Annotated in this window: 14 protein-coding genes; 7 read left to right on the forward strand and 7 right to left on the reverse strand. The window is 53.1% G+C overall.

Translation table 11 applies throughout. The annotated features are described in order from the left end of the window. Positions 1–54: 54 nt before the first annotated feature. Positions 55–762: a MerR family transcriptional regulator gene (locus B9L21_RS07750; RefSeq protein WP_063165876.1), complete on the reverse strand. Its 708-nt coding sequence runs from the start codon at positions 760–762 to the stop codon at positions 55–57. 287 nt (positions 763–1049) lie between these two features. Here B9L21_RS07750 and treP point away from each other — a divergent pair, with 287 nt between their 5' ends. The 6 genes from treP to B9L21_RS07780 all read left to right on the forward strand — a co-directional run bounded on the left by treP (position 1050) and on the right by B9L21_RS07780 (position 8975). After that, positions 1050–2465, forward strand: a complete 1416-nt coding sequence (gene treP, locus B9L21_RS07755) for a PTS system trehalose-specific EIIBC component (RefSeq protein WP_063165877.1) — start codon at positions 1050–1052, stop codon at positions 2463–2465. A gap of 115 nt (positions 2466–2580) precedes the next feature. Beyond that, positions 2581–4272, forward strand: coding sequence for an alpha,alpha-phosphotrehalase (gene treC / locus B9L21_RS07760; protein ID WP_063165878.1), 1692 nt, complete (start codon positions 2581–2583; stop codon positions 4270–4272). Positions 4273–4294: 22 nt separating this feature from the next. Then, on the forward strand, positions 4295–5008 hold the full coding sequence (gene treR, locus B9L21_RS07765; protein WP_063165879.1) for a trehalose operon repressor: 714 nt from the start codon (positions 4295–4297) through the stop codon (positions 5006–5008). A gap of 202 nt (positions 5009–5210) precedes the next feature. Next, entirely contained in the window at positions 5211–6623 is a 1413-nt protein-coding gene (locus tag B9L21_RS07770; protein ID WP_063165880.1) for a Na+/H+ antiporter NhaC family protein, read from the forward strand. 278 nt (positions 6624–6901) lie between these two features. Beyond that, entirely contained in the window at positions 6902–7348 is a 447-nt protein-coding gene (locus B9L21_RS07775; RefSeq protein ID WP_063165881.1) for an acyl-CoA thioesterase, read from the forward strand. A gap of 127 nt (positions 7349–7475) precedes the next feature. Further along, entirely contained in the window at positions 7476–8975 is a 1500-nt protein-coding gene (locus tag B9L21_RS07780) for an aminotransferase class V-fold PLP-dependent enzyme (protein ID WP_063857353.1), read from the forward strand. A 52-nt stretch (positions 8976–9027) separates the two neighbouring features. Here B9L21_RS07780 and B9L21_RS07785 read toward each other — a convergent pair whose 3' ends face one another. Next, positions 9028–9246, reverse strand: a complete 219-nt coding sequence (locus B9L21_RS07785; RefSeq protein WP_318825734.1) for a DUF3888 domain-containing protein — start codon at positions 9244–9246, stop codon at positions 9028–9030. A gap of 103 nt (positions 9247–9349) precedes the next feature. Here B9L21_RS07785 and B9L21_RS07790 point away from each other — a divergent pair, with 103 nt between their 5' ends. Then, on the forward strand, positions 9350–10525 hold the full coding sequence (locus tag B9L21_RS07790; protein WP_063165883.1) for an acyl-CoA dehydrogenase family protein: 1176 nt from the start codon (positions 9350–9352) through the stop codon (positions 10523–10525). A gap of 96 nt (positions 10526–10621) precedes the next feature. Here the strand turns inward: B9L21_RS07790 and speE are convergent, their stop codons facing one another. From speE to nsrR, 5 genes are all read right to left on the reverse strand, one after another. Beyond that, positions 10622–11497: a polyamine aminopropyltransferase gene (gene speE, locus B9L21_RS07795; RefSeq protein ID WP_063165884.1), complete on the reverse strand. Its 876-nt coding sequence runs from the start codon at positions 11495–11497 to the stop codon at positions 10622–10624. Between the two features lie 81 nt (positions 11498–11578). Then, positions 11579–11728 (reverse strand): hypothetical protein, encoded by a 150-nt coding sequence (locus tag B9L21_RS17605; protein WP_168157881.1) that lies wholly within the window; start codon positions 11726–11728, stop codon positions 11579–11581. Positions 11729–11750: 22 nt separating this feature from the next. Further along, positions 11751–12086, reverse strand: a complete 336-nt coding sequence (locus B9L21_RS07800) for an FAD-dependent oxidoreductase (RefSeq protein ID WP_143424845.1) — start codon at positions 12084–12086, stop codon at positions 11751–11753. Further along, the gene (locus tag B9L21_RS18260) at positions 11971–12219 is read right to left on the reverse strand and encodes an FAD-dependent oxidoreductase (RefSeq protein ID WP_082816543.1); all 249 of its coding nucleotides are present in this window, start codon (positions 12217–12219) and stop codon (positions 11971–11973) included. The genes B9L21_RS07800 and B9L21_RS18260 overlap by 116 nt, the downstream gene beginning before the upstream one ends. A gap of 91 nt (positions 12220–12310) precedes the next feature. Then, positions 12311–12757 (reverse strand): nitric oxide-sensing transcriptional repressor NsrR, encoded by a 447-nt coding sequence (nsrR, locus tag B9L21_RS07810; RefSeq protein WP_063165886.1) that lies wholly within the window; start codon positions 12755–12757, stop codon positions 12311–12313. Positions 12758–12876 lie beyond the last annotated feature (119 nt).

The following is a 12876-nucleotide window of genomic DNA, read 5'->3' on the forward strand; positions in this document are numbered from 1 at the left end:
CGTGTTTTCCCCAATACTTTAAAAAGGGTTTTTCCACATCCGCGATTCGTTCCTTCACCAAAACTTCCACCATTTGTTCGCCCGGGTGCGGGCGGCGACGGCGCTTGTCGCTGTTTGGCGGAAGGAAAGGACGAGTTCGCGGAACGCTTTCTCCCGCTCTAAAATGCGCTGTTCGAGCTGCTTTCGTTCTTCTTCCTGCCTTGCCTTTTCCTCGTGGCAAAACGCGACGACCGTTTCCAAATGTTCATGCAGCTGTTCGGTTTTTTGCTGCCAAGCTTCTTTATAATCGCGAAGTGAGCGGTGTACGGTCTCGGCGGCGGCCGCCGTTTGCTCCCCGATATCGTCAAGCTTCCCTTTGACTTCATCCATCGCTTGCCGCACGACAGCAACTGTTTCCTGCTTTAAGGCGGTGACGATGTCGTCTCTCATGCGGGCAGCCAGCTGCTCGGCTATGTATGGGGCGCCATGGCGCAGCAAGCGGGGAACATCGATAATTTCTCCTTCCATGACCGCCGCTTCCGGGGGAGCGGACGGCTCGTTCGCCTGTTTCAATTCCGCGGCGATCTCGTGCGGACGGCGGCCGCTAGCGAGCAGCGTCTGGATATGGCGGAACTGGTTGATAAGCTCTTCAGTGTAAATGCGCGCTCCTTGGGAGGTGCGCGGGATGGTAATCCATTCAGCAAATTGTTTTTCCCATTGTTTCAAGTCGCGGGACGTGACCCCGATTTTTTTCGCTGCTTCGCGGAGCGTATATGTTTTCATGGTGTTCCCCTCATCCTTTCTTTCCTCGTTTATGATCGCTATCTTTTTATTTTCCCACTCAGCCGTTTATTTTCCTGCTGTTTGACAAAACATAACAAAAGAAGTGGGAGTTAGCAAAAAACAAACATTCTTTGTCGAACTGTGTAAATATTTGCCGAAAGACGTTGACATACTTGTATATACAGGGTAAAATAAAGTCAGGTTGTATATACAAGTTTTTTTGTAACCGATTGCTGAAAGCGATTTAACGCAATCGAAAGCGGGAGAAAGAAAAGGAGGCATTCATCATGGGGGCATATGCACAAGCAGCTGCACAAATCGTTGAGGCCGTCGGCGGCAAAGAGAACATCGTCGCCGCTACGCATTGTGTGACACGGCTTCGGTTTGCGCTCAAAGATGAAGGAAAAGTTGATAAAGATGCGCTTGAACGCATCGATGTCGTGAAAGGGTCGTTTTCGGCCAACGGCCAGTTTCAAGTCGTCATCGGCCAAGGGCTCGTGGATAAAGTGTATAACGAGCTTGTCGAGCTGACCGGCATCGGCCGGGCGACAAAGCAGGAAATTAAGGATGCGGCGGAAGCGAAGCTCAACCCGCTGCAGCGCGCCATTAAGACGCTCGCTGACATTTTTATCCCGATTTTGCCGGCGATCGTCACAGCCGGTTTGTTAATGGGGATCAACAACGTTTTGACCGGTCCAGGCATTTTTTATGAAGGAAAATCGTTTGTCGACGTGCATCAAGAATGGGCCGATCTGGCGAACATGATCAACTTGATCGCCAATACGGCGTTCGTCTTCCTGCCTGGTTTGATCGGCTGGTCGGCAGTGACAAAATTCGGCGGCAGCCCGCTGTTGGGAATTATCCTTGGCTTGATGCTCGTTCACCCGGATTTGCTGAACGCCTGGGGCTGGGGCGCGGCGAAACAAGAGGGGGAAATCCCGGTTTGGCATTTATTCGGGCTTGATGTGCAAAAAGTCGGCTATCAAGGACAAGTGTTGCCTGTGTTAGTGGCTTCGTACGTATTGGCGAAGATCGAGCTGTTTTTGCGCAAGCGCATCCCGGATGCGTTCCAACTGCTGCTTGTCGCGCCGCTTGCTCTGCTTGTTACAGGTTTCTTGGCGTTTATCGCCATCGGGCCGATCACGTTTACGATCGGGAACGCGATTACGAACGTGTTTGTCGGGATTTTTGACAACGTTCCGGCCATTGGCGGCTTGCTGTATGGGGCGCTGTATGCGCCGCTTGTCGTCACCGGGATGCACCATACGTTCTTGCCGGTTGACTTGCAGCTGATCGCCAGCACAGGCGGTACGTTCCTATGGCCGATTTTGGTCATGTCGAACATCGCCCAAGGCTCTGCGGCATTAGCGATGATGTTCGTCGCCAAAGACGAAAAGCTGCGCGGATTGTCGTTCACGTCAGCTGTTTCAGCGTATCTCGGCATAACCGAGCCGGCGATGTTCGGGGTTAACTTGCGTTTCCGCTTCCCGTTTATTGCCGCGATGACAGGGGCCGCGATCGCCGGCATGTTCATCACGATCAATAAGGTGATTGCTCCGTCAATTGGTGTTGGCGGTCTGCCGGGCTTCTTGTCGATTGTGCCGCAAAAATGGATCCCGTTCTTTATCGGGATGGCGATTGCTATTGTGGTGCCGTTTGTGCTGACGTTTGTTTTCGGCAAAGTGCGCAAAGCAGCACGCTAATCGCTCGCCTTCATCGGGGGAAAGGAACGATGCATTCGCTGGCATACCGTTGGCCGCTGACGCCAATGGTATGCTTTTCATTCATTGTTGAAGCCAACAAACGAGGTGAAGAGACGTGTCAACAACACCATGGTGGAAAAAGGCGGTTGTCTATCAAATTTATCCGAAGAGCTTCCGCGATACGAATGGGGACGGCATCGGCGACTTGCCGGGCATCATCGAAAAGCTTGATTATTTGAAAGAACTAGGCGTCGATGTCATTTGGCTGACGCCCATTTACGCTTCGCCCCAGCGCGACAACGGCTATGACATTAGCGATTATTTCGCCATTCATCACGCATACGGAACGATGGGCGATTTTGACCGTTTGCTTAAGGAAGTGCATGCGCGCGGCATGAAGCTTGTCATGGATATGGTCGTCAACCATACGTCAACCGACCATGAATGGTTTAAGCAGGCGAGCGCATCGAAAACGAATCCGTATCGCCATTTTTACATTTGGCGCGACCCGAAGCCGGACGGCAGCGCGCCGAACAACTGGCAGTCGAAATTCGGCGGCTCAGCGTGGCAATACGATGAACAAACCGGGCAATATTATTTGCATTTGTTCGATGTGACGCAAGCCGATTTGAACTGGGAAAACGAAGAACTACGCCGCCGCATTTATGACATGATGCATTTTTGGCTGAAAAAAGGGGTGGACGGCTTTCGGTTGGATGTTATCAACTTGCTGTCCAAAGACCAGCGTTTTCCAGACGATGACGGCTCGATTCCGCCGGGGGACGGACGCCGCTTTTATACGGACGGCCCGCGCATTCACGAATTTTTGCAAGAGATGAATCGGGAAGTGTTTTCTAAATATGACGTCATGACGGTCGGGGAAATGTCGTCAACGACGATCGATCATTGCATTCGTTACACGAACCCGGAAAATCGCGAGCTGAACATGACGTTTAATTTCCATCACTTGAAAGTCGATTACCCGAACGGGGAAAAATGGGCGGTCGCTCCATTTGATTTTCTCGCGTTAAAACGCATTTTGTCGGAATGGCAAGTACGGATGCACGAAGGAGGGGGATGGAATGCGCTCTTTTGGTGCAACCACGACCAACCACGCGTCGTGTCGCGCTATGGCGATGACGGGACGTATTGGAAAGAGTCAGCGAAAATGCTGGCGACGACGATTCATCTCATGCAAGGAACGCCATACATTTACCAAGGCGAAGAAATCGGGATGACCGATCCGAAATTCACCGATATTCGTGACTACCGCGACGTGGAGTCGCTTAACATGTACCGGATCTTGCAAGAACAAGGCAAAAGCGAGCAGGAAGTGCTCGAGATTTTGCAGCGGAAGTCGCGCGACAATTCGCGCACACCGATGCAATGGGACGACAGCCCGCACGCCGGTTTTACATCCGGCACACCGTGGATTCGCGTCGCCGACAACTACCGGCGCATCAACGTGAAACAGGCGCTTGCCGACCGTGATTCCATTTTTTATCACTATAAGCGGCTGATTGAGCTGCGCAAGCAGTATGACATTATTACGACCGGCCGCTACGAGCTGCTCCTTGCCGACGATCCGCATCTTTTCGCCTATATGCGCCACGGCGATGGGGAGAAGCTGCTTGTCGTCAACAACTTTTATCCGGTGGAGACAACGTTTGCGCTGCCGGAAGAAGCAGGAGCGAATGACTATACGGGCGAATTGCTGCTCGCCAATTACCCGGATGCACCGGCTGATTTCCGCCGCATGGTGCTGCGCCCGTATGAATCGGTCGTTTATCTTCTCCGCCGTCCATGATACAATACAGACGGTGATGATTATGCATGAAAACAAATATTTAGCCATTTATCACGATCTCGTTTCCCGCATCCGCCGCGGGGAATGGAAGGCGTATGACAAGCTGCCGTCGGAAAACGAGCTGGCTGTCCGGTATAAGACATCGCGCGAGACGATTCGCAAAGCGCTCAATTTATTGTCCGAGCACGGATATATCCAAAAAATGAAAGGAAAAGGATCGATCGTGCTCGATGTCGGCAAATACGACTTTCCGGTCTCCGGATTGGTCAGCTTTAAGGAGCTGGCGCAAACGATGAAGCAGCCGGTGCGGACGATCGTCCATGAACTGGCGGTCATTAAACCGGATGGCGAGCTCAGGCAGCAGCTGCGCGCCTCAAGCAAGGACGAGGTGTGGAAGGTCGTGCGCGTCCGCGAAATCGGCGGGGAGCGGATCATTTTGGATAAAGACTTTTTCTTAAAAAAGCATGTGCCGCTGTTGACGGAAGAGATTTGCGAAGACTCGATTTATGAATACTTGGAAACAAAGCTGCATTTGCCGATCAGCTTTGCGAAAAAAGAAATGTCGGTCGACGAGGCGACGGAGGAAGACCGCCGCTATTTGGATCTCAATGGCGATGACCGTGTCGTCGTCGTCAAAAACTATGTCTATTTAAGCGACGCCACCTTGTTTCAATATACAGAATCGCGACACCGGCTTGACAAGTTTCGGTTTGTCGATTTCGCGCGCCGGAAATGACAGCGCCCAGCCGTGCGTTCCCCGACCTAGGATGGCGGCCCACATTTTTGATGCCACGCTGCGTCTTATGACGCGGCTTTTTTGTTCCCCCAACCGATTAATACCAAAATAAAACTATGTTCTAAATAACCATTGATAATCATAAACAACTTACGTTATGGCTATCCTTGTTAACAACGGCATCGGAAAGGGGGACGCCGACGTGGAAGGAACATGGTGGTCGCTATTGCCGTTTCTTCTTATCATTCCACTCGCTGTTTGGCTGAAAGAAATTTTGCCTGGCTTGGTGGTCGGTCTGCTTGTCGGGGCGCTCTGTCTTGAACGGTCGGTCATCGGTGCGATCGAGCGGGCTGTTTCCGCTATTCTTCATTCGCTCAATGATGTTGAACATATAAAAGTGGCAGCGTTTTTATATTTGTTTGGGTCGCTCGTCGGCATGATGCAAATTACCGGCGGGATTAAAGGATTTGTCGAGAGGCTTTCCGGGCGCATCCATACGAAGCGCGGACTGCTTTTATTTGTTTGGCTGACGGTGCCGGTGACGTTTTTTATGCCGATGTTCCGCATCATGCTGCTTGGGCCGGTGATGAAAGCAGTGCTTCGCCAGTTCCGCATCGACCGCCGCCGCATGGCGTACATCATCGATGTCTCGACCGAGCCGATCATCGTGCTCTTGCCGGCGGCAACGGCGTTTGTCGGCTTTATGACTTCGGTCGTGGCGGCAGCGCTGGCGCAAAACGATATTCGTGAATCGGCATATGACATCTTTTTGCGCAGCTTGCCGTACAACTTGTTTGCCATCATCACCCTTATTGTCGGGCTGTTGACGACGATGATGAACATTCGCATTGGCAACCCGCGGGCGAAAAAAGGGGAAGGGGAAACGAATGAACTGCACGGCCTTGGGCTGCGCAAAGAACTGGCGCTGATCGCCGGCGATCCGCTTCATCTTTTTGTCCCGTTGGCGCTGCTGCTTGGGCTGACGTTTGCCTTTTTTGTCTATGACGGCCGGCAACGCGGGGCGCGCGATTGGCTCGGGGCGTTTTCCGAAGCCGATGCGACGTGGGCGATGCTTTTGGCGCTGTTCGTGACGATCCTGTTGTCGATGGTGTTTTATTTGTGGCGCAGGCAGTCGCTTTCCGAGCTGATTTATCACTTTTTTGCCGGGGGCAACGAACTCATGGCGCCGATCGGCATGCTCATTCTCGTTTGGGCTGTATCGGCGGTGGCGGGCGAGCTCGGGTTTACAACGTACGTAGCATCGACGTTCGGCACATGGCTCCCGGGGCCGTTCGTGCCGGCAGCGGTGTTTTTAGCCGGGTCGTTTCTCTCCTATTTTATCGGATCATCATGGGGGACGTGGGGCATTTTTATGCCGCTTGGCGTCACGCTCGCCCATGCGACCGGAGCGCCGCTTGAGATGACCGTCGGCGCGGTGTTTGCGAGCGGAACGTTCGGCGCGTTCGCTTCGCCGCTTGGCGATACAACGATTACGACCGCGGCAATTATGGATATGGATTTAATGGGCTATGCGAAATACAAGCTGCGCATCTCCCTAATTTGCGCTGGGCTGTCGCTGGCCGGGTACGTATTTTTGCCGCTTTGGGCCGGTTAGAAGGATCGCTGTCCCATCCGGCCTTTTCTTTATCTTTATTATAAAAATAAAACTATGTTCTAAATAATCATCAAACAAAACAGTTGCATCTATAAGGAAATCAAGCTATGATAAAAACAACATACTGACTAGTCGGTAGCAAAGCGTCAGGCGATGCTTAAGGCATCAGACGCTTGACCCCACCAAAGAAAGCCTAAAGCTGAACTCGCCCTTGACCGGCTCTCTCAAAAGTGAGAGTCAAGGGCGGCAGGGACAAAACGAAGGGGAGAGGGAGAAGCATGAAAACACATACGATCACCGTCAATCCGCGTTTTTGCGAAACCGATGCGCTCGGCCATTTGAGCAATATTAGCTATTTTATTTATTTAGAGGAGGCGCGCACCCGTCTATTTGATGAATTGAGCTACGGAGGGCGGACGGGCGATTGGCACTTCATTTTGGCGTCCGCGAAATGCGATTTTGTCAACCAAGGGTTTTTTGGCCGGCGGCTTCGCGTAGAGACGAACGTCTCCCGCATCGGCCACAAAAGCTTTCAATGCATTCACCGCATCATGGAAGAAGAGACCGGCAAACTGATCGCAATTGGAGAAGCAGCGGTCGTCTACTTCAATTTTCATACGCAGGCGAGCGAACCGCTTCCTGACGACTTGCGGGCGTTGCTTGCGCAATACCTCGTCTCGGCTGCTGAGGAGGCGGATTCGTCTCTGCGGTGCGAAAAACAATGACAACATTTGAATTGCATCATCCGCCAACAAGGCGGATTTTTTTTCGCTCTCGTTCGTTTTCTCCGGACCGAATCGCCCAATGGCTACATATGGTATGAGTAGGTGGCTGGAAAAAGGAGGAATACCCATGACGATTCGTGCGACAATTGGGAGCACAACATATACGCACGGCGGCGAGCTCGAGGCATATTTCCAGCCGTTTCGCGACGGAACCATCGGCCGGTTTCACCCGTTTTCCACACCGTTTGGTGAACAACGGCTCATTTACGCTGACTGGACGGCGAGCGGACGGCTGTACCGACCGATTGAAGAAAAAATGGTTCGCGAGCTTGGCCCGTTTGTCGGCAACACGCATACAGAGTCAAATGTGACCGGAACGAAAATGACGCTTGCGTATCAATATGCAAAAGAAATCATTAAACAGCACGTTCACGCGGGAAAAGGCGATGTGCTGATCATGCAAGGGGCGGGCATGACGAGCGCCGTCAACAAACTGCAGCGCCTGCTTGGCTTGCGTGTGCCGGAACGATGGAAACCGCGCTTGGCGCTCACCAATGACGAACGCCCGGTCGTTTTTGTCACCCATATGGAGCACCATTCAAATTTATTGTCATGGGCCGAAACGATCGCCGAGGTCGTAACGGTTCGGCCAACTGCTAACGGCGGAGTTGACCTTGATCATTTGCGCGAGCTGCTTGACCGCTACCGCCAGCGGCCACAAAAAATCGGCGCATTCACCGCCTGCTCGAATGTAACCGGTCTTGAGACGCCATACCACGAATTAGCCAAACTTATGCATGAGTACGGCGGGCTTTGTTTCGTCGATTTTGCCGCCTCTGCTCCATACGTCCGCATCGATATGCATCCAGACGATCCGATGGAAAAGCTTGATGGGATTTACTTTTCCCCCCATAAGTTTCTCGGCGGTCCAGGAAGCGCCGGCGTGCTTGTGTTTGACGGACGCCTTTACCGCCAGCACGCGCCGGACCATCCGGGCGGCGGGACGGTGTATTGGACTGACCCATGGGGGCATTATGAGTACGTGGAGGCGATTGAAGAGCGGGAGGACGGAGGAACGCCGCCGTTTTGGCAAACGATCAAAGCCGCGCTCGCCATTCAGCTGAAAGAACAGATGAATGTCGCGAAGATGCGCGCTCGGGAAAAAGAACTCGTCTCACTCTTGCTGCCGGCGCTGCAGGACATCCCTGGCGTTCATGTGCTCGAAGGACACCGAAGCGACAGGCTCGGCATTGTTTCGTTTGTGATCGAAGAGCTTCATTATCATCTTGTCGTCAAGCTGCTCAACGACCGCTTTGGCATTCAGGCGCGCGGCGGCTGCTCATGCGCCGGGCCGTACGGCCATTATTTGCTTGGCATTGACAAACAACAGTCGGCTGCCTTGCTTAAGGAAGTCAAAAGCGGCAATGCCTTTGCCAAACCAGGATGGGTGCGCCTATCGCTCCATCCGACGATGACGAACGAAGAAGTGTACATGATCATTCACGCGGTGCGGCAAATCGCTCGTCATGGCCAGCGTTGGCAGGAGGAATACGAATATGACGCGGCGAAAAATGAGTTTGTCCATCGCGGCGATGATCGGTATATCCGGCATTTTTTCCTCTTTTGAACGTTGTTTTTGTTCCTTACACTGGCCGTCTGAAAGCGAAGACGGTTATTTTTTATTGTCGCTGATTAGTGAGTCTATTATTGTAGTAATCCCCTATGTTGTTTTTTATTTTCTCTTCGATGTGCTTGTAATCAATAATACGAATTTTGCAAAAATTGATTTCAAGTGTTATTATATCCATTCCGTAAGGAGGATTGTGAGCCCCTTTAATCTCTACTATTGGAAATTCTTTATTACAACTTATAATTTTATGAGCGGAGGGCTTGTTCAGATGTGATTAGGCATCGGTGGCAGGCATTGAAGCGTTTTTGTTTCTACCTTTCACCAAAATCGGTACAATGAAATCATCTCAACAACAAAAGAAGGGGAGAACGATGAACGAATTGTACCATTTGCTCGTGCGAAACGAGCGGGAACGGAAACTGTACGAACGAGCGCGGCATCTTGCTGAACGGTTTGCATCACGGGCGGCAAATTATGACGAACGGGCGGAGTTCCCGTTTGCCGATTTTGCTGATTTACAGGAAGCCGGGTTTCTTTCTCTTACGATCCCCGCCGAATACGGAGGCCAAGGGGCGTCGCTTTATGAATGGGTGCTTGTGCAAGAAGTGCTCGCCCAAGGCAGCGGCGCCACCGCCTTGTCGTTCGGATGGCATGCGAGCATTTTGATGCGTCTGTTTTTGCTCCGGCGCTGGCCGGAATCAACGCTCGCCCGATTGGCCGAAGAAGTCGTCCAACACCACGCGCTCATTAACAGCGCCCATTCCGAACGGGCGACCGGCAGCCCTGCGCGCGGCGGAAAACCGGAAACAAAGGCCGTTCTCCGCCATGGCCGCTTTGTGCTCCGGGGGCGCAAAGCGTTTGCCTCGTTAGCCCCGGCGTTGGATTACGTGTTGATTTCGGCCACCATCGAAGACAGCGGCGACGTCGGCGAATTTCTTGTGCCGATGGACGCCGCGGGCGTCCGCATTGAGCCGACGTGGAACACGCTCGGCATGCGGGCGACGCGCAGCGATGACCTCGTCCTTGAGGACGTGGAAGTGGAAACGGATGCGCTCGTGGAAACGCTCGGGAAGCCAAATGAAACCGCACCGGCGCAAGGATGGCTGCTGCACGTTCCGGCTTGTTACTTAGGCATCGCCATTGCCGCACGCAATGAAGCGCTCCGCTTTGCGCAAACGTACCAGCCGAATACATTATCGCGTCCAATTGCCACAACGCCTGAAGTGCAGCGGAAAATCGCCGACATGGAATGGCGGCTCATCCATGCGCGTCATTTTCTCTATGCGGTCGCGGACCTATGGGATCGCTATCCGGAAAAACGAACCGAGATGAAAGAGGAGCTCGCCGCCGCCAAGCTGGTCGCCACGAATACCGCACTTGAGGTCGTCGATGGAGCCATGCGCATCGTTGGCGGGCAAAGCTTGTTCGCTGACAGTCCGCTCGGGCGTTATTACCGCGATGTCCGCGCCGGGCTGCACAATCCGCCTGCCGATGACTTGACGCTCGCATGGCTGGCCAAACGGGCGCTATCTGATAACGAACAATAAAAGGGGCTCTTCTATCAAGAAAGGAGCGCATCTCCGAAGACGTGGCAAGAAACAAAAAAGCTGTCCTTCACACATGAGGACAGCTTTCTTATCGAATTACTTCGCCTCAAGCGCCGAACGCAAAAATTCCGGCAAGGCAAAACATTGGCGAAAGACGGCGTCATTAACGTATTTCGTGTCGTTTGGAATCGCCGTTTGCGCCGGGAAATCAAGCGGCCGTTTCGAGCCGATCGTAAAGCTCCACAGCCCGCCCGGGTACGTCGGCACGACCGCCGTGTACACGAGCACGTGCGGGAACAGTTCACGAATGTTGCGGTAGGTGCGTGTTAAAATATCCAAATGGAAAATCGGAGATTGGCTTTGGCACACCATGAGCCCGTCCTCTTTTAATGCGCGATGCACATTGGCGTAAAACTCCGGCGAAAACAGCGCTTCAGCCGGGCCGACCGGATCGGAGGAGTCGATCATCACGACGTCGTATGCGTCTTCTTTTCCTTGTACAAACGCGACGCCGTCGCCGTAAATAAACTGCACCCGCGGGTCGGATAAGTTGCCGGAGACGGCCGGCAAATGTTCTTTGCACGCCCGGACGACCTTTTCGTCGATTTCCACCATGTCGATGGTCTCCAAGCGGGCGTACTTAGCCGCTTCACGGGCCGCTCCACAGTCGCCGCCGCCGATGATGAGCGCTCGTTTGGCGTCCGGGTGGAACTGCAGCGGCACGTGTGTGATCATTTCGTTATAAATATGACCATCGATCGAGGTCGTTTGCACGACGCCGTCAAGAACAAGCATGCGGCCGAAATCATACGAATCCAAAATCATGACATGCTGGTACTCGGACGGCTCGGCAAAGATCACCTCTTTGATGCGGTAGCTGATTTTTAAATTGTCGCGGTCATCTTCGGTGAGCCAGAGCTCCCCGTTGTCCCAATGTAAATAAGGTGGTAAGGCGTTTCCTTGGTGTTTCATTGTTACCTCCTTTAGTCTTGCGGATTTTCTCACACCTTTCTAATCTTAATATATTATGCGAAATGTGGCAAACAAAGGGGATTAGCGGCCGGTGCCGGATGTGTTCATCCCGCCACCCATATTGGACGACTGGTTACGTTTTTCCGGCCGCTCGTCGTTACTGCCGCAGCCGGCGCAAAGGCTGATCGCCAACGCGCCAATGGCGGCTAGTGACACCCATCGTTTTCGCATCTTTTCCTCCTCCTTTCGTGTTTCATCCTCCGCCGAAGCGGCGGGCGACGACTGCTGCCGCCCGCTGTCCGGACAAGACCGCCCCTTCCATCGTCGCAAAGTATGGCTGGCGCGTATAGTCTCCCGCTAGCGTCAAACCGGGTACATCGGTTTGCTGCCTCGGGCGCAAGTGGTCATAGCCGGGAGCGAGCGAATGAAAATCTTCCGGGTGGGAAATGATCCGGCTTTGCCTTATATGTCCGCTAAGCGGCAAGCCGATTGTGCTGGCGTCTGCATAGACTTGGGAAAGAATCGCTTCCCCGCTCGCCTTGATCCATCGCTCTGGGTCGCCGATAATGATCGACAAACGCCCCGGCACATGACGAAATGTCGTCCGCGACTGCTCCGTCGCGTTCAAGCACAAGCACGCGATGGCGGCGGCGGACGAGCTCCCAGGCGCAGGCAAGACCGGCCAGTCCAGAGCCGATAACAATCACTTCGTACCGTCTCATCGTTCTGTCTCCCTTCTCTGCGGCGATGCTTGCTTATAGTGTGCCTGTCAACAGACAAAATAACACTCCCCGCCATTCGGACGGAGAGTGTTTATCGATTGCGCCGCTCCCCAAGCAAAATGCGGAGCGACGTCCGGTTTTCCAGCAAATCGGCAAGCGTATACGCATCGAGCACGCGCAAAAACGCCTCTAGCGCTTCGCGAAGGGCGAAACGAAGGCGGCAGGCAGGCGTCAAGACGCACTCATTGCCGTGGGCGGCAAAGCACTCGACAAGCGACAAATTGTCTTCCGTCTCACGGACGACCGCCCCGATGACGATCTCCTCAGGCCGTTTTGCTAGGCGGATTCCGCCGTTGCGCCCGCGGATCGTTTCGATGTAGCCAAGCTTGCCGAGCTCATGGACAATTTTGCTTAAATGATGCTCAGACAGCGAAAACGCAGTGGAAATTTCCTTAATGTTCGTTTTTTCTCCTTCCTCAAGCGTCCCTAAAAACAAGAGGACGCGCAACGCGTATTCCGTGTAGTTGGTTAACTGCATCTTCGTCCACAACCTTTTATGCAACATGATCGAATTTTATTGTACCATACCCGCTTCGCACGGGGAATTGTGAACAATTTGTTAAAGATGTATTTGAAATATTGCTTTTTGTTGCCGTC

Source organism: Geobacillus uzenensis (assembly GCF_002217665.1).
GTDB lineage: Bacteria > Bacillota > Bacilli > Bacillales > Anoxybacillaceae > Geobacillus > Geobacillus subterraneus.